The 19,835-nt window shown below is 70.4% G+C and carries 20 protein-coding genes; 5 read left to right on the forward strand and 15 right to left on the reverse strand.

Features of this window, described 5'->3' with window-relative positions; genetic code table 11:
* Positions 1–22 precede the first annotated feature (22 nt).
* On the forward strand, positions 23–346 hold the full coding sequence (locus ACFC96_RS18975) for a DUF427 domain-containing protein (RefSeq protein ID WP_326711044.1): 324 nt from the start codon (positions 23–25) through the stop codon (positions 344–346).
* A gap of 41 nt (positions 347–387) precedes the next feature.
* Positions 388–1,167: an alpha/beta fold hydrolase gene (locus tag ACFC96_RS18980; RefSeq protein ID WP_376613213.1), complete on the forward strand. Its 780-nt coding sequence runs from the start codon at positions 388–390 to the stop codon at positions 1,165–1,167.
* 98 nt (positions 1,168–1,265) lie between these two features.
* Here the strand turns inward: ACFC96_RS18980 and mnmA are convergent, their stop codons facing one another.
* Complete coding sequence (gene mnmA, locus ACFC96_RS18985; RefSeq protein ID WP_376259329.1) at positions 1,266–2,396, reverse strand: tRNA 2-thiouridine(34) synthase MnmA; 1,131 nt, start codon at positions 2,394–2,396, stop codon at positions 1,266–1,268.
* Between the two features lie 84 nt (positions 2,397–2,480).
* On the opposite strand from mnmA, the gene ACFC96_RS18990 reads away from it, so the two are divergent.
* The gene (locus ACFC96_RS18990; RefSeq protein WP_376613215.1) at positions 2,481–3,185 is read left to right on the forward strand and encodes an N-acetylmuramoyl-L-alanine amidase; all 705 of its coding nucleotides are present in this window, start codon (positions 2,481–2,483) and stop codon (positions 3,183–3,185) included.
* Positions 3,186–3,223: 38 nt separating this feature from the next.
* Here ACFC96_RS18990 and ACFC96_RS18995 read toward each other — a convergent pair whose 3' ends face one another.
* The 3 genes from ACFC96_RS18995 to ACFC96_RS19005 all read right to left on the reverse strand — a co-directional run bounded on the left by ACFC96_RS18995 (position 3,224) and on the right by ACFC96_RS19005 (position 5,041).
* Complete coding sequence (locus ACFC96_RS18995; RefSeq protein WP_376613217.1) at positions 3,224–4,393, reverse strand: cysteine desulfurase family protein; 1,170 nt, start codon at positions 4,391–4,393, stop codon at positions 3,224–3,226.
* Between the two features lie 79 nt (positions 4,394–4,472).
* Positions 4,473–4,691, reverse strand: a complete 219-nt coding sequence (locus tag ACFC96_RS19000) for a DUF4190 domain-containing protein (protein ID WP_376259444.1) — start codon at positions 4,689–4,691, stop codon at positions 4,473–4,475.
* 188 nt (positions 4,692–4,879) lie between these two features.
* Entirely contained in the window at positions 4,880–5,041 is a 162-nt protein-coding gene (locus ACFC96_RS19005) for a hypothetical protein (protein ID WP_165914619.1), read from the reverse strand.
* Between the two features lie 114 nt (positions 5,042–5,155).
* Between ACFC96_RS19005 and ACFC96_RS19010 the strand changes: the two genes are divergently transcribed.
* Together ACFC96_RS19010 and ACFC96_RS19015 are read left to right on the forward strand one after the other, a co-directional pair.
* Positions 5,156–5,773, forward strand: coding sequence for a TetR family transcriptional regulator (locus ACFC96_RS19010; protein ID WP_376259334.1), 618 nt, complete (start codon positions 5,156–5,158; stop codon positions 5,771–5,773).
* Positions 5,774–5,858: 85 nt separating this feature from the next.
* A complete protein-coding gene (locus tag ACFC96_RS19015) occupies positions 5,859–6,716 on the forward strand; it encodes an alpha/beta fold hydrolase (protein WP_376259335.1) in 858 nt (285 codons plus the stop codon).
* Here ACFC96_RS19015 and ACFC96_RS19020 read toward each other — a convergent pair.
* The 11 genes from ACFC96_RS19020 to ACFC96_RS19070 all read right to left on the reverse strand — a co-directional run bounded on the left by ACFC96_RS19020 (position 6,679) and on the right by ACFC96_RS19070 (position 19,809).
* Complete coding sequence (locus tag ACFC96_RS19020; protein ID WP_376613219.1) at positions 6,679–7,653, reverse strand: helix-turn-helix transcriptional regulator; 975 nt, start codon at positions 7,651–7,653, stop codon at positions 6,679–6,681. The two genes, ACFC96_RS19015 and ACFC96_RS19020, sit on opposite strands and share 38 nt — an antisense overlap.
* Before the next feature lie 84 nt (positions 7,654–7,737).
* On the reverse strand, positions 7,738–8,592 hold the full coding sequence (locus ACFC96_RS19025) for a thioesterase family protein (protein WP_376259339.1): 855 nt from the start codon (positions 8,590–8,592) through the stop codon (positions 7,738–7,740).
* A 68-nt stretch (positions 8,593–8,660) separates the two neighbouring features.
* Positions 8,661–9,332, reverse strand: coding sequence for a trimeric intracellular cation channel family protein (locus tag ACFC96_RS19030; protein ID WP_376259341.1), 672 nt, complete (start codon positions 9,330–9,332; stop codon positions 8,661–8,663).
* A gap of 52 nt (positions 9,333–9,384) precedes the next feature.
* Complete coding sequence (locus ACFC96_RS19035; RefSeq protein WP_376613221.1) at positions 9,385–10,779, reverse strand: M1 family metallopeptidase; 1,395 nt, start codon at positions 10,777–10,779, stop codon at positions 9,385–9,387.
* A 95-nt stretch (positions 10,780–10,874) separates the two neighbouring features.
* The gene (locus tag ACFC96_RS19040; RefSeq protein ID WP_376613223.1) at positions 10,875–12,260 is read right to left on the reverse strand and encodes an ABC transporter ATP-binding protein; all 1,386 of its coding nucleotides are present in this window, start codon (positions 12,258–12,260) and stop codon (positions 10,875–10,877) included.
* An 8-nt stretch (positions 12,261–12,268) separates the two neighbouring features.
* Positions 12,269–13,369, reverse strand: coding sequence for an ABC transporter ATP-binding protein (locus ACFC96_RS19045; protein ID WP_376613225.1), 1,101 nt, complete (start codon positions 13,367–13,369; stop codon positions 12,269–12,271).
* Positions 13,366–14,373, reverse strand: coding sequence for an ABC transporter permease (locus ACFC96_RS19050; RefSeq protein WP_376259347.1), 1,008 nt, complete (start codon positions 14,371–14,373; stop codon positions 13,366–13,368). The genes ACFC96_RS19045 and ACFC96_RS19050 overlap by 4 nt, the downstream gene beginning before the upstream one ends.
* A gap of 72 nt (positions 14,374–14,445) precedes the next feature.
* Positions 14,446–16,218 (reverse strand): ABC transporter substrate-binding protein, encoded by a 1,773-nt coding sequence (locus tag ACFC96_RS19055; protein WP_376259349.1) that lies wholly within the window; start codon positions 16,216–16,218, stop codon positions 14,446–14,448.
* 37 nt (positions 16,219–16,255) lie between these two features.
* The gene (locus ACFC96_RS19060) at positions 16,256–17,254 is read right to left on the reverse strand and encodes an ABC transporter permease (RefSeq protein ID WP_376259351.1); all 999 of its coding nucleotides are present in this window, start codon (positions 17,252–17,254) and stop codon (positions 16,256–16,258) included.
* Between the two features lie 186 nt (positions 17,255–17,440).
* Entirely contained in the window at positions 17,441–18,241 is an 801-nt protein-coding gene (locus ACFC96_RS19065) for a 4'-phosphopantetheinyl transferase (protein ID WP_376613227.1), read from the reverse strand.
* On the reverse strand, positions 18,238–19,809 hold the full coding sequence (locus ACFC96_RS19070; protein WP_376613229.1) for a condensation domain-containing protein: 1,572 nt from the start codon (positions 19,807–19,809) through the stop codon (positions 18,238–18,240). Before ACFC96_RS19070 ends, ACFC96_RS19065 begins: the two co-directional genes overlap by 4 nt.
* Positions 19,810–19,835: the final 26 nt, after the last annotated feature.

Consider the following 19,835-nt stretch of genomic DNA (forward strand, 5'->3'; position numbering starts at 1 on the left):
CCCTGCCGGTGCTGACTCAGGTATGGCTGATGGACACACGATCACGATCGAGCAGGGCACCGGTTCCGTACGCGTCGTCCACGGCGGGGTGGTGCTCGCGCAGAGCACCCGTCCGCTGCTGCTGCGCGAGACGGGCTGTCCCGTGCGCTACTACATCCCGCCGGCGGACGTCCGCGTGGATCTGCTGACCCCGTCGGACACGCAGACGTACTGCCCCTTCAAGGGAACGGCGTCCTACTGGTCCCTGCCGGACGCCCCCGACCTGGTCTGGTCGTACCCGGACCCGAAGCCGGACGTCGCCGGCATCAAGGACCACCTCTGCTTCTACGAGGTGGAAATCGCCTGACCGTGTGATGAGTTCCGCCGGGCGGGGGAGTCTGCACGGACATGGACAAGAAGACGAACTCCTCCGACGGCACGGCCATCGCGTACGAGCGCACCGGCACGGGTCCGGCGGTCATCCTGGTGAGCGGCGCCCTGTCCGCGGGCTCGTCGACGGAGCCGCTGGCCGCCCGGCTGAGCGGCGGACTCGGCGCCGTCCCGTACGACCGCAGGGGCCGTGGCGCGAGCGGTGACACCGCCCCGTACGCGGTCGCTCGCGAGGTGGAGGACATCGCGGCGCTCATCGGCGCGGTGGGCGGCAGCGCGGCGCTGTACGGCATGTCCTCGGGCGCGGCGCTGGCCCTGGAGGCCGCGGCGAGCGGGCTTTCGGTGACCCGAGTCGCCGTGTACGAACCGCCGTTCGCGCTCGACGAAGGGGGCGGCAGGGAGCGCGCCGAGTACACGCGGCAACTGTCCGGTCTCCTGGCCGACGGCCGCACCGGGGACGCGGTGGAGCTGTTCATGGCGCTCACCGGCATGCCCGCCGAGATGATCGCGGGCGCCCGGCGGTCACCCTGGTGGCCCGACATGGAGGCGGTGGCGCCGACCCTCGCCTACGACGACGCCGTGATGGGTGACGGTCGGGTGCCGTGGGAGCGGCTGGCCTCGATCACCGTGCCGGTGCTCGCCGTCGCGGGCGGGGCGAGCCCGGCCTGGATGCGCGAGGCGGCGCGGACGGTGGCGGAGGCGGTGCCCGACGGGACGTACCGCGAGCTGGGCGGCCAGACCCACGCGGTGGATCCGGACGCACTCGGCCCACTGCTCAGCGACTTCTTCTCGGCGTAGCCCGCGCGCGCCCGGAAGCGACCGACGGGACGGGGGCCTCACGTCTCGATCAGGCCGGGCCGGGCCCGCGAAGCCCGGCGTGATCCCGACGAGAGGTCCTAGGCGATTGCCTTCGCGCGCGTGGTCGTCGCGATCGTCGCCGAGCCGACCACGCGTGTACCGTCGTAGAGCACGATGGCCTGGCCGGGGGCGACGCCGCGTGCGGGCTCGTCGAACGTGACGGTCAGGGTGCCGTCGACCAGCTCCGCCGTCACGGGCGTCTCGTCGCCGTGGGCGCGCAGCTGCGCGGTGTACGTGCCCGGTCCCGAGGGGGCCGTGCCGCACCAGCGGGGCTTGATGGCCGTGAGGGCTGTGACGTCGAGGGAATCGACGGGGCCGACCGTCACCGTGTTGTTCACCGGCGAGATGTCGAGGACGTAGCGCGGCTTTCCGTCGGGGGCCGGGGTGCCGATGCGCAGGCCCTTGCGCTGGCCGATCGTGAAGCCGTACGCGCCCTCGTGCGTGCCGACCTTGCTGCCCGTCTCGTCGACGATGTCGCCCTCGGCCTTGCCCAGGCGCGACGCCAGGAAGCCCTGGGTGTCGCCGTCCGCGATGAAACAGATGTCGTGCGAGTCGGGCTTCTTGGCGACGGCGAGGCCGCGCCGTTCGGCCTCCGCGCGGATCTCGTCCTTCGTCGTGACCGTGTCGCCGAGGGGGAACAGGGCGTGCGCGAGCTGGCGGTCGTCGAGCACTCCGAGGACGTACGACTGGTCCTTGGCCATGTCGGAGGCGCGGTGCAGCTCGCGGGTCCCGTCCGGGTGCTCGACCACCTTCGCGTAGTGGCCGGTGGCGACGGCGTCGAAGCCGAGGGCGAGCGCCTTGTCGAGCAGCGCGGCGAACTTGATCTTCTCGTTGCAGCGCAGGCACGGGTTCGGGGTGCGCCCGGCCTCGTACTCGGCGACGAAGTCGTCGACGACGTCCTCGCGGAACCTCTCGGCGAGGTCCCAGACGTAGAAGGGGATGCCGATGACGTCGGCGGCCCTGCGGGCGTCGCGGGAGTCCTCGATGGTGCAACAGCCGCGGGCTCCGGTGCGGAACGACTGCGGGTTCGCGGAGAGGGCGAGGTGGACGCCCGTCACGTCGTGGCCCGCTTCCGCCGCGCGGGCGGCGGCGACGGCGGAGTCCACACCGCCCGACATGGCGGCGAGGACGCGAAGGGGGCGGGTGCTCTGCGGGGTCTGCGAAGTCATAGCTCTAACAGGGTACGGGGCCGCGGGAACCGAATCCCGCGAGTATCCGTTGTGGATCTCGTACGACGTGAACGGGGGCGGGTCGTGGGAGCACAGGGAAGGTCCCGGCAGAAGTCCGGGGGCCGCGCGAAGCGCGACGGTGACCGGGGGGTCAGCCGACGGACGCTGCTCGTCGGAGGCGCGGCGACGGCCGTCGGTGTGGGCCTGCTCGCCCGCAGCGACCTGGCGCACATGTGGTGGCAGATGCCCGGCATCGACAAGCCGCGCAAGGCCGGCGAGGTCGACTTCAGGGGCGCGGAGTGGGTCGCCGCGGCGGCGGCGAACTGGCGCCGGGCGGACCGCCCGGCGGACTACACGATCGACCGCGTGATCATCCATGTCACACAAGGCAGCTATCAGGGCACGCTGAAGGTCTTCAAGGACCCGTGGCACGGCGCGGCCGCGCACTACGTGGTGCGCAAGGACGGGCACATAGCGCAGATGATCCGCGAGCTGGACGTGGCGTTCCACGCGGGGAACAAGGACTTCAACGAACGCAGTGTGGGGATCGAGCACGAGGGGTTCGTGGACCGCCCGGCCGACTTCACGGACGCCATGTACGCGTCCTCCGCGCGGCTCACCGCCGGGATATGCAGGCGCTACGGGATTCCTGTCGACCGCAAGCACATCATCGGGCACGTCGAGGTGCCGGGCACGGATCACACCGACCCGGGTCCGCACTGGGACTGGGACCGGTACATGCGCCTGGTGAAGCGCGCCCATGACGAGGGGCGCACCGCCAAGGCGTGAGTCCGGGGCGGCACGATCCGGCCGCCCTCCATCGGGCCCTAGCTCAGCCCGGCCGTCCTCGCGCGCTCCACCGCCGGTCCGATCGCGGCCGCCACCGCTGCGACGTCCGCCTCGGTCGACGTGTGGCCGAGGGAGAAGCGCAGGGTGCCGCGGGCGAGGTCCGGGTCGGTGCCGGTGGCCAGCAGTACGTGGCTGGGCTGCGCCACACCGGCCGTGCACGCGGAGCCGGTGGAGCACTCGATGCCCTGCGCGTCCAGGAGCAGCAGCAGGGAGTCGCCCTCGCAGCCGGGGAAGGTGAAGTGGGCGTTGGCGGGCAGCCGGCCGCCGGGGGCCGGGTCGCCGCCGAGGATCACCCCGGGGACGGCCGCGCGCACGGCGTCGACCAGGTCGTCACGCAGACCGCCGATCTCGCGGGCGAACCACTCGCGCTGTTCGGCGGCGAGCCGACCGGCGACGGCGAAGGCGGCGACGGCCGGCACGTCGAGCGTCCCGGAGCGCACATGCCGCTCCTGACCGCCGCCGTGGAGCACGGGTACGGGGGTGTACTCGCGGCCCAGAAGGAGCGCCCCGATGCCGTACGGGCCGCCGATCTTGTGGCCGGAGACGGTCATCGCGGCGAGGCCGGACGCGGCGAAGTCGACGGGGAGCTGACCGTAGGCCTGGACGGCGTCGGCATGCAGCGGGACGCCGAACTCGGCGGCCACGTCGGCGAGTTCACGGACGGGCTGGACCGTGCCGATCTCGTTGTTCGCCCACATGACGGTGGCGAGGGCCACGTCGTCGGGGTTGCGGGAGATCGCCTCGCGCAGGGCGTCCGGGTGCACGCGCCCGTACGCGTCGACGGGCAGGCACTCGACGGTGGCGCCCTCGTGTTCACCGAGCCAGTGCACGGCGTCGAGGACGGCGTGGTGTTCGACGGGGCTGGCGAGGACGCGGGTGCGGGCGGGGTCCGCGTCGCGGCGGGACCAGTACAGGCCCTTCACCGCGAGGTTGTCGGCCTCGGTGCCGCCTGAGGTGAGGACGACCTCACTGGGGCGGGCGCCGAGGGATTCGGCGAGGGTCTCGCGGGACTCCTCGACGGTGCGTCGGGCGCGCCGGCCCGCTGCGTGCAGCGAGGACGCGTTGCCGGTGACGGCGAGCTGGGCGGTCATCACCTCGACGGCCTCCGGGAGCATCGGAGTGGTCGCGGCGTGGTCGAGGTAAGCCATGGTGGGCTCGATTCTACGAGCCCCGGTCCCGGTGCTCCGCGCCGCGTGGGGTCCCGTCCCACGCAGAGCGTGACGGGGGTCAGCCCGCGAGGCTCCAGGACACCGTGTGGTCGGCGGCGACGAACGCCGCGAGGACCGCCAGGTCGGCCACACCGAGCCCCAGTCCGAGCAGCGCACGGCCACGGCGGGCGGTGCCGCGCCACAGGGCCAGGCCGGCGAGCACGATGGCGACGGGGCCGAGGAAGAGGTTGAGGACGAGCAGTCCGAGCAGCCCGAGAACGAACGAGGCGACGGCCATTCCGTCGGCGTCGCGCGCACCGGTGCGGGGCTGTTCCGCAGGGGCCGTCCCGGCCACGGCGTCGGTGTGGGTGCTGGTGCCGGTACTGGTGTCAGCGGTGATGTGCATGGTGGTACCCCCTCTTGGATCAGGCGTGATGAGACGTGATCAGGCTGATGGACCAGCGCTGGTGGATCAGCGCTGCTGGATCAGTGCTGGTGGCGTCGTCGGGCGGTCCGCTCGCGCACGGCGAAGACGACCAGCCAGATGCCGATGACGGCGGCGGCGACGAGGGTGACGGGAAGAGGCGCGTGGGCCACGGAGCCCAGCGCGACGCCGAGCAGCAGCAGGGCGGCTACGAGGAACAGCATGAGTGCCTCTCATGGTCGGGTCGGTGACAGTTGGGATTACAACCGTTCACTGACTCCTGAGTCTAGCGCGCGCACGGCTTCCGAATTACAGAGAACAAGTGTTAACTGCATGGCATGAGTCACACTCTCGGCGTCCGGCAGGCCCAGAAGCAGAAGACCCGACAGGCCCTGCTCGACGCGGCGTTGGAGCTGCTCGAGGACCAGAGCCTGTCGAGCCTCGGGCTGCGCGAGGTCACCCGGGCCGTCGGGGTCGCGCCGACCGCGTTCTACCGGCACTTCGACTCGACGGCCGAACTCGGCGTCGCGCTCGTCGAGGAGGCGCTCGGCAGCCTGCACGAGACGATCACCACGATGCTGACCACGACGGGCAGCAACGAGGAACGGCTCAGCCGGACGGTCGAGTTGATCGCCCGTCTGGTCCGCACGCACCCTTCCCATGTGCGCTTCATCGCGCGCGAGCGGCACGGCGGCGTCCAGCGGGTGCGGGACGCCATCGGCGGGCAGCTCGCGCGGTTCGCCGAGGAGGTGGCCGAGGGACTGGCAGCGGACCCCGTGTCCGCCGGCTGGAGCCGCGACGACCTGCGGATGCTCGCCTGGCACTACGTCGAGCACATGGTGATGACGGCGTCCGTCTTCCTGGAGACCCCGCCGGAGCGCATGGACGCCGCGATCGACGTCGCCACACGGCAGTTGCGCCTCGTCAACCTCGGCAGGGCGCACTGGCTGGACTGAGCCGGCCCACACCGGCCACCGGTGACCTGCCGCAGACGCCCGCGCCCCCACTCCCCCGTCCGGGGCAAGCCCTAGCCTGACACGCATGACCGCCGACTGGAATCTTGACCGCTCCTACGCCGGTTCGTCCGGTGACGTCGCCTGGGCCGCGCTCGGCCCCGCGGACGCGCCGCCGGTCGTCCTCGTCCACGGCACGCCCTTCTCCTCGTACGTCTGGCGTGGTCCGGCCCGCGCGCTCGCCGCCCGGCACCGCGTGTACGTGTGGGACCTGCCCGGGTACGGCGCCTCGGCCCAGTACGACGGGCAGGACGTCTCCCTGGCCGCGCACGCCCGCGTCCTGACCGAGCTGCTCGGCCACTGGGGCCTGGACGGGCCCGGCGCCGAACCCGCCGTCGTCGCCCATGACTTCGGCGGCTGCGTCGCCCTGCGCGCCCACCTGCTGCACGGTGCGCGCTACGAGCGGCTCGCGCTCGTCGACCCGGTGGCCCTCGCCCCGTGGGGCTCCCCCACGTACCGCCATCTCGGGGCGCACGCGGAGGTGTTCGCCCAGCTCCCGCCGGCTCTGCACGAGGCGCTGGTGCGCGAGTACGTCAGGTCGGCGAGCCACCCGGGCCTGCACCCGGAGACACTCGACCGGCTGGTCGCGCCCTGGTGCACGCCCGAGGGGCAGCCCGCGTTCTACCGCCAGATCGAGCAGAACGACCAGCGTTTCACCGACGAGATCCAGGGCCGGTACGGGGAGTTGGACCTGCCCGTGCTGATCTGCTGGGGCACCGATGACACCTGGATCCCGGTCGCGCGGGGGCACGAGCTGGCGAAGCTGATCCCCGGCGCCGAGCTGCGGCTGATCGAGGGCGCGGGGCATCTCGTGCAGGAGGACGCGCCCGCCGAACTGACCGGCGCCGTCACGGAGTTCCTGGGGGCGGACCGTACACGCCGGTGATCGCGGCGGCGCAGCGGGCCAGTTCCTCACGGATCTCGGGCGGGCCGGTGACCTCGACATTGTCGGCGAAGGACAGGAGCGAGCGCGCCTCGCGCACCTCTCCGTAGCCGAGCCGCACGGTGATCCACTCGCTATGGCCGTCGTCGTCGGGCGGTGCCGTCAGCGCGCCGCCGCACAGCCGCAGGAACAGGTCGAGGTGGGTGCGCCGCACGCGCGCGGTGGCCTCGAGGGCGCCCGGCCTGTCCTCGACCTGAGCCTTCAACACGGCCCAGGCGTCCGCCAGTCCGACCCCCGGGCGCCGCCGTACGGGCGCGTCCGTGAGGGTCGCCTCGCGCACCCGGTCCGCCCGGAACAGCCGGGGCTCCGCGCGCCGGTCGGCGACGAGGTACCAGACCCCTGCCTTGGCGACGAGTCCGTACGGGTCGACGGTGTAGGTGCGGGGTGTGTCGGTGCCGCTGTGCCGGTAGCGCAGGCGCAGACGCCGCTCGGCGAGCACCGCCTCCTGGAGCACGCCCAGGTCCACGGCGGGCAGGGGCCCGCCCCTCCAGCGCGACGCCTCCACGAGGATGCGCCGGCTGGTCAGCTCGGCGGCGGGGCGGTGCGGTTCGGGCAGCGCGGCCATCACCTTGCGCAGGGCCGAGCGGAACGCGGAGTCGAGACCGAGCGCGCTGTGGGCACCCTGGGCGGCCAGGATGAACAGGGCCCGCGACTCGTCGGCGGTGAGTCCGGTGACGTCCGTGCGGTAGCCGGACAGCAGGGCGATGCCTCCGTGCCGGCCGCGCTCGGCGTACACCGGGACGCCGCTGGCGGAGAGCGCCTCGATGTCGCGGTAGATGGTGCGCACGGACACTTCGAGCCGCTCGGCGAGCTCGGGCGCGGCGACCCGCCCACGGGTCTGGAGCAGCAGCAGGATCGAGAGCAGCCGGTCGGATTTCACACGTCAGAGGATCTCGCGACGCGGGGCGTGCGTGGCGCCGGGCTCACCTCACGCCCCGGCGCACGCCGTGCGTCCGGGCCCCGGTCAGCTCAACTTCGCCCGCGCGAGCTGCCGGGACTGCGCCACGAGACGGTCCTCGCTGTCCCAGACCTCGGCGTCCTCCTCCAGGAAGCCGCCCGCGAGGTTGCGCGTGGTGATGGAGATGCGCAGGGGGCCGGGCGCGGGGCGGCGGCGCACGTGCACGGTCAGTTCGACGGTCGGGACCCAGCCCGTCAGGCCCATCTCGAACGCGGTCGGGGGCAGCGCGTCCACGGCCAGGAGCAGGGAGAGCGGGTCCGCGTCGCGCCCGTCCGCGAGGCCGAACCAGGCCCGCATCTCGCCCTTGCCGGAGGGCGAACCGACCGCCCAGCCGAGCGTGGCCGGGTCGAGCTTGAGGGCGAGCCGCTCGGTGATGGCGGAGCTGCCCTTGATCGGCGTGGGACCGTCCTGCGCGCCGAAGCACTGCTCGGCCGGCGGGAAGTGCGGCGGCTTCGCGGTGGTGCGGACGTCGTCCGGGAGCGCGTCGAGGTCGCCGTAGGAGGCGAGGACGCGGATGCGCTCGACCTCGGCGCCCTCGTCGTCGTACTGGAAGAGGGAGGCCTGGCCGGTGGAGAGGGTGCGGCCGGTGCGGACGACGTCGGTCCTGATCACGGCGGGGCCGGGCCGGGACGCGGTCAGGTAGTGCGCGGAGATGGTGAACGGGTCGCTGTGCGGCAGGGCGTCACCGAGGGCGCGGCCGAGGACGGCGAGCAGGTAGCCGCCGTTGACGGCGCTGATGATCGTCCAGCCGGCCGAGAGGTCGATGTCGTACACACCGGGCTCGCGCCGGGTGACCGCGGTGTCGCGGTCGAACTCGCTGTCGCCGATGACCGCCTGCGCGGCGGACGATACCTGTGCCATGCAGGTACGGTACAACAGGAAACTACTAAGCGGTAGCTTTTATCGCGGACCGAGCTCCGGACCCCCGGTCAGGGCGTCTCCTCCGGCACCTCCGCCGTCGACGACCTGCGGTGCCAGGCCCGCGGCGCCCGCCAGTGGTAGCGCATCGCGAGCAGCCGCAGCACGAACGCCGTGATGACCGCGGCGCCGCTGCTGAACGCGGACAGCACGTCGAAGCGGATGCACAGGACGATGATCGTCGACCCGACGATCGCCGGCACCGCGTACAGGTCACGGTCCCAGCGGACCAGGGACGGGACCTCGTTGGCGATGATGTCGCGCAGCACGCCGCCGCCCACGGCAGTCGTGAGGCCGAGCGCCGCGGAGGCCGTGAGCCCGAGCCCGTAGTCGTACGCCTTGACCGTGCCGGTGACGCAGAACAGGCCGAGGCCCGCCGCGTCGAAGATGTTCACCGCGACCTGGGTGCGCTCCACCTCGGGGTGAAGGAAGAACACGAGGCCGGCGGCGACCAGCGGGGTCAGGAAGTACCCGAGGTCGGTGAACGCGGCCGGCGGGACGGCACCGATGATCACGTCGCGGAACAGCCCCCCGCCCAGCGCGGTGACCTCGGCGAGGACGGCGATGCCGAAGACGTCGAAGTTCTTGCGGACCGCGAGGAGAGCGCCGGAGATCGCAAAGACGAAGATCCCGATGAGGTCCAGCCAGTGCTGGACGGAGGGGGTGAAGAGTTCCAGAAGCACCCGACATTGTTACGCACCGCCGGGTGCCCCCGAGCCGGGTGTGGCGCGGGGCCTACAGGACGGGCTTGCCCTTCGTGTAGAGCCAGGTCCGGAAGAGCCCGTCGAGGTCCTGCCCGGAGACCTTCTCGGCGAGGCGGATGAAGTCGGCGGTCTGCGCGTTGCCGTAGCGGTGTGTGGCGGTCCAGGTACGCAGCAGCTTGAAGAAGTCCTTGTCGCCGATCCGCTCGCGAAGGACCTGGAGTGTCATCGCGCCACGGTTGTAGACGGCGCTGTTGAACATGGTGTCGCGCTGCGGGTCGGCGACGACGCTCTGCCAGAAGGACGAGGAGGCAGGGACCGAGTTGTAGGCGGCGAGGAAGGAGTCGTGGGCGCTGGAGCGGCCCTTGTGCTCGTTCCACAGCCAGGGCCCGTAGGTGGCGAAGCCCTCGTTGAGCCAGATGTCCTTCCACTGCCGCACCGAGACGGAGTCGCCGAACCACTGGTGGGCCAGCTCGTGCACGATCGTGCCCTCGGAGCGGACGGCGGAGTAGCTCGGCTTGGACTGCGTCTCCAGGGAGAAGCCGGCCTGGGGCATGTCGTCGACGACCGCGCCGGTCTCCTCGAACGGGTAGGGGCCGAACACCTGCGACCAGTAGTCGGTGACCTCGGCCGTGACGCCGTACACGTCGACGTTGTTGCTGTTCTTCAGGACCGGGTCGATGGCGACGTAGATCGGAATGCCCGAGGGGGTCCGGCCGGTCCTGACGTCGAACTTCCCTATGGAGGCGGTCGCGAGGTAGGTCGCCATCGGCCGTGACTCGCGCCAGTGGTGCACGGTCTGCCCGCCCCGGACGTCGTACGTGTCGACGAGGCGGCCGTTGGAGACGCCGGTGAGGCCCTTGGGCGCCTTGATGCGGATGTCGTACGTCGCCTTGTCCGAAGGGTGGTCGCTGGAGGGGAACCAGGTGGAGGCGGCGTTGGGTTCGCAGGCGACGAAGACGCCGTCGTCGGTCTTCATCCAGCCGTAGTCGGAGCCGAAGACGATGGGGCCGTTGAGCGCCTCGGGAACGCCGCCGTAGGTGACCGTGACGGAGAACGTGCGGTGGTCGCGGATCGCGTCGCGCGGGGTGACCCGTATCTCGTCGTCGGAGCGTGTGAACGAGGCGCGTCTGCCGTTCACCTCGACGGAAGTGACGGTCAGCTTCTGGAGGTCCAGGTCGAAGGAGGAGAGGTTCTGGGTGGCGCGCGCGGTGACGGTGGTGACGCCGTCGAGGCGGTCGGTCGCGGGGTCGTACGCCACGTTCAGGTCGTAGTGGGTGGCGTCGAAGCCGCCGTTGCCGAGCTGCGGGAAGTACGGGTCGCCGATGCCGGCCGAGCCGGGGGTGGGGGCCGGGGCCGCGGCGATCAGACAGAAAGAGGCGGCCGCTGTCGCGACCGCCGCCAGACGTGCCGAACGGGAGAGTGCCATGAGTCGTCCCTTCGCGCGTGTTCCGATGTAACGGACACGCAGACTCTGCACTCTCCCGTCAGGGCGTGTACATGACCTGCTCGGTCAAATCCCCGCTAACTGCCGGACGACTCCTGCGTGTCATCCGTCCCGTCCGCGTCACCCGCATCGTCGGACGGCTGTACGTCACCGTCGTCACCGGCGTCGGCGGCCGCCTCGGCGGACTCCTCGGCCGACGCCTCGTCCGACGCCTTGGCCTGCTTCTCGCCCGACGCCTCGGCCGGCTTCTCGACCGGCGCATCGACCGGCTTCTCTGCCGAGGGCTCGGCCGAGCCCGCAGCCGGCTCGTCGGGAGCGTCGTCCGCGTCCGAGCGCGCCAGCGTCACCACCTCGATCGCCTCCTTGGCGACCGCGAGCAGCTTGGTGTCACCCGGCGCCTGGTCCTCGGCGTTCTCCGGGTGGTGGCACGCCACCTGGCGTCCGGGGGCGAGCTGGAGCAGCGGCGGTTCGGCCGTCTTGCAGATCTCCGTCGCCTTCCAGCACCGCGTGTGGAAACGGCAGCCGCTCGGCGGCGAGATCGGCGAGGGCACGTCGCCCTTGAGCAGGATCCGCTCGCTCTTGGCGCCCCGACGCTTGGGGTCCGGCACCGGCACGGCCGACATCAGAGCCTTGGTGTACGGGTGCATCGGCGCCTCGTACAGCGAGGTGCGGTCGGCGAGTTCGACGACCTTGCCCAGGTACATCACCGCGATGCGGTCCGAGACATGGCGGACGACGGAGAGGTCGTGCGCAATGATCACGTACGTCAGGCCGAGCTCGGACTGCAGGTCGTCCATGAGGTTGACGACCTGCGCCTGGATCGACACGTCGAGCGCGGAGACCGGCTCGTCCGCGACGACCAGCTTCGGCTTGAGCGCGAGCGCGCGGGCGATACCGATGCGCTGGCGCTGACCGCCGGAGAACTCGTGCGGGTAGCGGTTGAAGTGCTCGGGGCTGAGGCCCACCAGCTCCAGGAGGCGCTGGACCTCCTTCTTCACCCCGCCCTCGGGCTCCACGCCCTGAAGCCGGAACGGCGCCGAGACGATCGAGCCGATGGTGTGCCGGGGGTTCAGGGAGCCGTACGGGTCCTGGAAGATCATCTGGATGTCCCGGCGCAGCGGGCGCATGCCCCCCGTGCCGAGACGGGTGATGTCCTGACCCTCGAACTCGATCTTGCCGCCGGTGGGTTCGATCAGCTTCGTGATGACCCGGCCCATGGTCGACTTGCCGCAGCCGGACTCGCCGACGACGCCCAGGGTCTCGCCCTTGCGGACCTCGAAGTCGATCCCGTCGACGGCCTTCACCGCGGCGACCTGCCGCTGGAGGATCCCCTTCTTGATCGGGAAGTGCTTGACCAGGCCCTCGACCTTGAGCAGCACCTCCCGGTCCTCGGGGGACGCCGCCTGCGCGGGGACCGTGGCCGCCGCGGTGTCCCCGGCGCCTTCCTTCTTCGTCTCGCTCACGGGCTCACTCACAGCTTCGGCGCAATCTCTTCGGTCCAGATCCGCGTACGGTCCTCCGGCGAGAGGTGGCAGGCGGAGAAGTGGTCGCTGCCGACCTCGTGCAGCTCGGGCCGCTGGGTGCGGGTGACGCCGCCCTTGGGCAGGTCCGCGTACGGGCAGCGCGGGTGGAAGGCGCAGCCCGAGGGAACGTTGATGAGGGACGGCGGCTGGCCCTTGACGGGGATGAGCCGCTCGGTCTGCTCACGGTCGATGCGTGGCATCGATCCGAGCAGACCCCAGGTGTACGGGTGCTGCGGCTCGGCGAAGATCTTGTCGACGGGACCGCGCTCCACGCAGCGACCGCCGTACATGACCAGGACCTGGTCGGCGATCTCGGCGACGACGCCCAGGTCGTGGGTGATGAGGACGACCGCGGACTCGAACTCCTTCTGCAGATCCCGGATCAGGTCGAGGATCTGCGCCTGGACGGTGACGTCGAGGGCGGTGGTCGGCTCGTCCGCGATCAGCAGCTGCGGGTTGTTCGCCAGCGACATCGCGATCATCGCGCGCTGGCGCATACCGCCGGAGAACTCGTGCGGGTAGCTGTCGACGCGCTTGGCCGGCTCGGGGATGCCCACCCGGTCGAGCAGTTCGACGGCCCGCCTGCGCGCGACCTTCTTGTTCACGTCGTTGTGGACGCGGTACGCCTCCACGATCTGGTTGCCGACCGTGTAGTACGGGTGCATCGCGGACAGCGGATCCTGGAAGATCATCGCCATCTCGCGGCCGCGGAGCCGGCGCACGTCGTCCGGGGCGGCCTCGATCAGCTCCTTGCCGTCGAGCCAGACCTCGCCGGACATCTTCACGTTCTTGCCGCGCGCGCCGAGCCGGTGCAGGCCCATGATCGCCAGCGATGTCACAGACTTGCCGGACCCGGACTCGCCCACGATGGACAGGGTCTGGCCCTTCTCCAGCTTGAAGCTGAGCCCGTCGACGGACTTGACCAGGCCGTCGTCGGTCGGGAAGTGCACCTTGAGGTCGCGCACTTCGAGGAACGCGGTCGGGGGCTCGGCCGGGCCCGCGGCCACCGGCTCGCCCACGGCGGCACCGGTTTTGGACAGTTCGGTCACGAGAGCCTCACCCGCGGGTCGGCGGCGGCGTACAGAAGGTCCACCAGGAGATTGCAGAAGACGACGAAGAACGCGGCGAGCAGGGTCACGCCGAGCACCTTGGGCAGGTCGTTGTCGGTGATGCCCTGTACCGCGTACTCACCGATGCCGTGCAGCGAGAACACGTTCTCGGTGATCACGGCGCCGCCGAGCAGCAGGCCGACGTCCATGCCGAACACGGTGACGATCGGGGTGAGTGCGGCGCGCAGGCCGTGCCGGCCCACCACCGTGCGCTCGCGCAGACCCTTGGCGCGCGCGGTACGGATGAAGTCCTCGTTCATCGTCTCCAGCATCCCCGAGCGGGTCAGCCGGGCGTAGATGGCGGAGTACAGCAGAGCGAGTGAACACCAGGCCGGGAACAGGGTGTTGGCCCATTGCGCCGGATTTTCCGTGAACGGTACGTATGTTCGCCCGAAGATCGGAATCTGGTAGGTGAAGACGAGCAGCGCCAGCTGGCCCGTGAAGAAGATGGGCAGCGAGACACCGGCCAGGGCGACGCCCATGAAGGCACGGTCGAAGAACGATCCGGGCTTGAGTGCCGAGATCACACCCACCGTGACGCCGGACACCAGCCAGATGACGGCGGCGCCTGCGGCCAGGGACAGGGTGATGGGCAGCCGGTCGGTCAGCTCGGGCCACACCGCGACGTGGTTCTTGAACGAGTAGCCGAAGCACGGCGCGTTGCAGTGGACCGTGGTGGGGCCGAGGTCGTAGGTGGACCCCGCGAAGATTCCCTTGATGAAGTGCCAGTACTGGATGTATACGGGCTCGTCCAGGCCGAGGTTGTGCTTGACCGCCGCGATGTCGGAGGCCGAGGGACTCTTGCCGATGTACTGCTGCGCGAGCTGGTCGGCGGTCTGGCCGGCGATTCTCGGCAGCAGGAAAAAGATGCCAAAGGTGACCGCGGTGACGACCAGCAACAGGATCACTGCCGCGATCAACCGGCGGATGATGTACGAGATCACGGGGACCGGCGCTGGTGCCCGCGGACCGTGCGGCCCGCGGGCACCAATGCCTTCACCTGCCTTCCGGGGCTGCTACTTCTTCGTGGTGCCGATGTTGAGGTAGTCGTACTGCCCGCTGAAGGCGGCCGTGGACACCAGGTTGGTGGCGTACGGCGAGCGGTAGAGCAGAACCTTGAAGTAGGTCAGCGGGACGAGCGCCGCGTCATCCATGGCCTGCTTGTCGATCTGCGCGTACAGCTTGTTGCGCGTGGCTTCGTCGGGGGACCCGATGGCCTGCGCGAGCATCGAGTCGACCTTCTTGTCGTCGAGCTCCGACAGGGCGGTGTTGCCGGAGTCACCGACCGCCTTGCTGTTCAGGATCTGCTGCAGGAAGCCGTAGCCGGACGGCCAGTCGGCGCCCCACTGCATCATCATGATGCCGACGTTGTTCTTCTGGTTGAACTTCGGGACACCGGCGTAGTCGGTGAAGTACTTGCCCGACGGGTACTGCTTCAGGCTGGCGTTGATGCCGACCTTCTTCAGCGACTCGATGAGCGCCTGGGCGCCGGAGACTTCCTCGTCACGGTCGCTGCGCGCCGTGATCGTGGTGTTGATCTTCTTCTCGCCGCAGGCCTTCAGGGCGTCCTTGGCCTTGGCCACGTCACCCTTGTTGCCGCTGGTGGCGTAGACGTCTTCCTTGGCGTAGCCCGTGATGTCCGGGGGCAGCACCGTGGTGGCGACGTCGCCGCGGATGGGGCCGCCCTGAGCGGTCTGCACCGAGACCTTGTCGATCGCGTACTCGACGGCCTTGCGGCAGTCGACGTTCGTGAACGGCTTCAGCTTGGTGTTGATCGCCGCGTAGACGAGACGGCCGCCGTAGGCGTTGTCCGTGTTCGCCATCTTCGACTTGTCGTTGACCAGCTGCGCCTGCGTCTGGGTGTCGACGCCCTTGCCCTGCAGGTCGATCAGCGTGTCGCCGGACTCCAGGTCCTTGTCGATCGTCTGCTGGTTGACCTTCAGGTTCACGACGATCTTGGCCGGGTACTGCTTGCGCAGCGGGTCGGACTTCGGGTCGAAGTTCTTGTTGCGGACCAGGACGGCCTGCTTGCCCTCCTGGTAGCTCTGGAACTGGTACGAGCCCGAGGAGACGATGTGCTTGACGTAGTCGATGCCGTCGTCCTTGGCCTGCGGCACCGGCGCGGTCTGCGGCGTGGCGACCAGGTAGTCGAACTCCTGGAAGGCCTGGTTCAGGTGGAAGACGATGGTGGTGTCGTCCGGCGTCTCGATGGACTTGAGGCCCTCGGCGCTCTTGTCCTTGTACGGACCCTTGTACTTGTCGCCGCCCTTGAGGAACTGCTGGAAGTAGTTCGGGCCGAGGGAGAGCACGTCACGCGCGAAGTTCGAGCGCTCGACGGCGTACTTGACGTCCTTGGACGTGATCGGCGATCCGTCCTGGTACTTGAGACCCTTGCGGATCGTGTACGTCCAGGTCTTGCCGCCGTCGCTCTGCTTGCCGGGCGCGGAGGCCAGGTCGGGCACGAGCGTGTTGCCCTTCTCGCCGGCGTCCGGCTTGAAGGTCATCAGCGGGCGCGCGTAGAGCCGGCTGAAGTTGTACATGTAGGCGTAGTACGTGTTGCCCGGGTCGAACGAGTCGGGGACGTCCGACATCGCGTAGGTGACCGTGCCGCCCTTCTTCGTCGAGGCGTTGACGACATCCTTCGTGGCGGCGTTCGCACCGGCCGACTTGTTGCCGCCGTCCGAGCCGTCGTCGGCCTTGCTGCAGCCGGCGAGCAACAGGCTCACGCTGCCGATGGCCGCAACAGCGGCAAGTGATGACCTTCGCATGATGGTCGGAATCCCCTCCATTGTCGGAAACTTGTGGAGCTCTCTAGTGCGGCCGGACTCAGCGACTGCGCGGGTCGAGAGCGTCGCGGAGACCGTCACCGAGCAGGTTGAACGCGAGCACGGTGACGAAGATGGCGAGGCCCGGAACGATCATGTACTGCGGATCGACCTGGAAGTAGTCGACGGCCTGGTTGAGCATGCCGCCCCAGGAGGCCTGCGGCGGCTGGATGCCCACGCCCAGGAAGCTGAGCGACGCCTCGAAGATGATGTTCGTCGGGATCAGCAGGGTCGAGTAGACGATGATCGGCGCGACCAGGTTGGGCATCAGTTCCCGGAACAGGATGTACGGGCCTCGGGCGCCCATCCCGCGGGCGGCGTCCACGAACTCCCGCTCGCGCAGCGCAAGGGTCTGGCCGCGCACGATACGGCCCAGGTAGGGCCAGTTGAAGAAGCCGATCACGAAGATCAGCACGCAGATGTGCAGCGGCAGCCCGTTCAGACCGAACGCCCCGCCCTGGAGGGTCGCGGAGATCGAGATCGCGAACAGCAGCAGCGGGAACGCCAGGAAGGTGTCCATCATGCGGCTGATGACCGAGTCGACCCGGCCGCCGTAGTACCCGGCGACGACGCCGAGGATCGCCCCGATCACGTTCGACAGGACGGTCGCGCCGAAGGCGACGACGAGGGAGACCCAGGACCCTTCGAGGATGCGCGCGAAGATGTCACGGCCGAACTTCGGTTCCACACCGAGGGGATGGTCGCCGCTCATGCCACCGAAATCGCCCTTGGGGAGCGAGCTGGTGGGGTCGATCAGGTCCTGGTGGAACGTGTTCGGGTCGAGGCCGAGGAGGTGCTGGAGGGGACGCGCCAAGGCGGCGATGAGGATCAGCAGGATGACGACGACGCCGCCGGCGACGGCGATCTTGTCCCTCTTGAAGCGGTTCCAGGCGATACGCCCGAGGGAGCGCCCCTCGATCTGCTGCCCCTTGGTGCCGGCGAGCACAGCCTCGGGCTGCACCTCGGCCTGGGCCCCAGTGGTCTCGATCGGTGCGGTCACGGTGTGGTTGACCCCTCTCGGCCGACGATGGCCGGCCCACGCCCGCCGCTGTAGCGGCTTGATCCTGTTTCACACGCTGGACAGTCCGGGGGCATGGCCTCGTAGTTGACCGTTCAGCTCGTACACAGAGTCGAAACCCCGTGTCTGCAGGGAGTCTTCAATGCGTCTGTGACCAGCCGCCAGCCCTCACCGTGAAAGGTTGCGCAACCGTGATGAGGCGGCAGGAGTGCAGTATGCGGACGTGGGAACCGGCTGAGCGGACAATTCGCTCGCGTCGCTCCCCTCGGCGGAGGGTCCGGAATGCGACGCCGTGACCGATGTGGCGAGAATGCCCCGCGCGATGCGCCAACTGCCGCTGAAACAGGGTGTTGTCGCGCTTTGTCCCGTACGCGGTGAAGCGGGCGGGACGGGCACCCGGACACGGACGTCGAAGGCCGCGTCCCGGGGGCGGAAGCGGAGCCGGGCGTCGGTGAAGTCGAGCCAGTTCCCCATCAGAGGGAACCACGCCTTGAACACACTCTCCTTGGCGGAGAACAGGAGGGTGTCCCAGTGGACCCGGGGATGCGTGCGCGCGAGACGGGCCAGCGCCGCGCGCTCGACCGGGTCGGCGACCAGATCGAGGACGCCCGCCGGCAGCGGCTCGTGCGGTTCCGCGTCGATACCGAGACCGAGCAGGCGCGTACGGGAGGCGACGGCGGCCGCCCGGTAGCCGGGGCAGTGGGTCATGCTCCCCACCACCCCGCCCGGCCAGCGCGGCGCCCGGTCCGCGCCCGGAACCAGCGGCTGCGGGCGGACCCCGAGTGCGCCGAGGGCCCGTCGGGCGCAGTGGCGCACCTCGCCGAACTCCCGGCGCCGCGACGCGGCCGCGCCCGCGACATACGCGCGCTCCTCGGGGAACAGGACCGCGTCCGCCGACTCCCCGAACGCCCCCGCCACCGCGACGAAGGCGGGCAGAACACCGCGGACGGGTCCGTCGTCCCAGGTCATGACCAGGGCAGTCGCGCGGCCGCCTCCTCGTCGGTCACCAGGGCTCGGATCGCCGCGAGCAGGCCCTCGACGAGCCGGCCCGGCAGTTCCTCGCCGAAGCGGTGCACGTCCGCGGTGACGTGCAGGCTCAGTCCGCCGCCCTCGGGGTCGTCGAGCGCCTCGATCCGCACGGGCAGGCTCGTGTGATCGCGCATGTCCTCGTCGGCCGCCAGGAGGCCGGCGGCGAGGAGTTCGTCGCGCGGGTGGAAGTGGACGTAGTTGAAGGTCACTTCGAACGGGTTGCGGCCGAGCAGCCGGCGCAGCTCCGAGTGCGGAAAGCGGCGGTGCGGCAGCAGGGCGTTCTCCGCGTCGAGGGCACGGCGGGCCGCGGTGCGCCAGTCGGCGCCCCGCAGATCGAGACGCAGGGGCAGCTGGTTGAGGAACAGACCGAGGGTGACGTCCGCGCCCGTGCGCTCCGGCCGCCCGTTGAGAAGCAGGCCGACGGCCGGGGTCTCGGTCTCCCAGGCGGCTCCCACCGCCACGCAGTTGGCGGCCAGCAGCAGGCTCTTGACCGGCAGCCCCCAGCGCGCGGACAGCTCACCGAGACGCCGGGCGTCCTCGGCGGGCACGTCGGCGCTCGCCTTGCGGTGCTCGGGCTGTGCCGAGGACGCCTCCCGCTGAGGCGGCAGCTCCGCCTGGAGGTCACGGAAGTGCCGTACGGACTGCTCGTCGCGCACCGCCTCGCGCTCCAGACGCACGAACTCCGCGTAGGGGACGGGGTCGGCGAACTCGGGCCTTGTGCCGTCGAGAAGGGCCGCGTAGGCGACGACCAGCTCGTTGAAGAAGACCGACTCGCTCCAGCCGTCCAGGATCGCGTGGTGGAAGGAGTAGGACAGCCGGAACGAGCCCGGTGCCGTGGCGGCCGCGTGGACGCGCAGCAGCGGGGCGCTCTCGGCGTCGTAGGGCTCGGCGAGTTCCGTCATCACCCGCTCGTACGCCTCCGTGGCCGCCGCCCCGGTCAGGTCCCCATGGTCCGCGACGACCAGCGGGATCTGCGCCTCCTTCTGCACGAGCTGCATCGGCTCGCTGAAGGTGCCCAGGTCGAAGCGGGTACGCAGGAGGGGGTGCCGGGCGGACAGCAGGTCGAGGGCCGCCCGCAGGGTCAGCGGGTCGAGGGGCCGCAGGACCGTGCGGGAGATGACGTCGAGGTAGAAGGCGCCGTCGCTCACCAGACTCTCGTAGATCAGGCCGAGCTGGAGCCTGGCCGCCGGGTACGCGTCCTCGGCGTCGGCCGGCACCCGGGCCCGGTCCAGGACGGAGAGCTGGTCGAGGGCGCCGTGGGCCGGACGGTCCGTGGCCCGGGTCAGGGACCCGCACGCGCCGCGCGGCGTCGGGTTCTTGAACAGGTCGAGGAGGGACAGGGACAGGCCCTGCTCCTGGGCGGCGCCGATGACCTTCAGGGCCAGGAGCGAGTCCCCGCCGAGGGAGAAGAAGTCGTCGTCGGGACCGACCTCGCCGACGCCGAGGATCTCCCTCCAGATGTCCGCGAGCAGGACCTCGGGCGCCACGGCCGTCGTGCTGTCGTTCACGGGTTTCTCCATTCGCTGTGCTGGGG

The sequence above is a fragment of the Streptomyces sp. NPDC055955 genome, assembly GCF_042270245.1.
GTDB lineage: Bacteria > Actinomycetota > Actinomycetes > Streptomycetales > Streptomycetaceae > Streptomyces.

Coding starts and splice junctions, on each gene's coding strand:
- ACFC96_RS19015 (WP_376259335.1), top strand. CDS start 5,859: ATGACCGCCGACTGGAATCTTGACCGCTCCTACGCCGGTTCGTCCGGT.
- ACFC96_RS19035 (WP_376613221.1), bottom strand. CDS start 10,779: ATGGCACTCTCCCGTTCGGCACGTCTGGCGGCGGTCGCGACAGCGGCC.
- mnmA (WP_376259329.1), bottom strand. CDS start 2,396: ATGACTTCGCAGACCCCGCAGAGCACCCGCCCCCTTCGCGTCCTCGCC.
- ACFC96_RS19065 (WP_376613227.1), bottom strand. CDS start 18,241: ATGACCTGGGACGACGGACCCGTCCGCGGTGTTCTGCCCGCCTTCGTC.
- ACFC96_RS18980 (WP_376613213.1), top strand. CDS start 388: ATGGACAAGAAGACGAACTCCTCCGACGGCACGGCCATCGCGTACGAG.
- ACFC96_RS19055 (WP_376259349.1), bottom strand. CDS start 16,218: ATGGAGGGGATTCCGACCATCATGCGAAGGTCATCACTTGCCGCTGTT.
- ACFC96_RS19010 (WP_376259334.1), top strand. CDS start 5,156: ATGAGTCACACTCTCGGCGTCCGGCAGGCCCAGAAGCAGAAGACCCGA.
- ACFC96_RS19025 (WP_376259339.1), bottom strand. CDS start 8,592: ATGGCACAGGTATCGTCCGCCGCGCAGGCGGTCATCGGCGACAGCGAG.
- ACFC96_RS19005 (WP_165914619.1), bottom strand. CDS start 5,041: ATGCTGTTCCTCGTAGCCGCCCTGCTGCTGCTCGGCGTCGCGCTGGGC.
- ACFC96_RS18995 (WP_376613217.1), bottom strand. CDS start 4,393: ATGGCTTACCTCGACCACGCCGCGACCACTCCGATGCTCCCGGAGGCC.
- ACFC96_RS19000 (WP_376259444.1), bottom strand. CDS start 4,691: ATGGCCGTCGCCTCGTTCGTTCTCGGGCTGCTCGGACTGCTCGTCCTC.
- ACFC96_RS18975 (WP_326711044.1), top strand. CDS start 23: ATGGCTGATGGACACACGATCACGATCGAGCAGGGCACCGGTTCCGTA.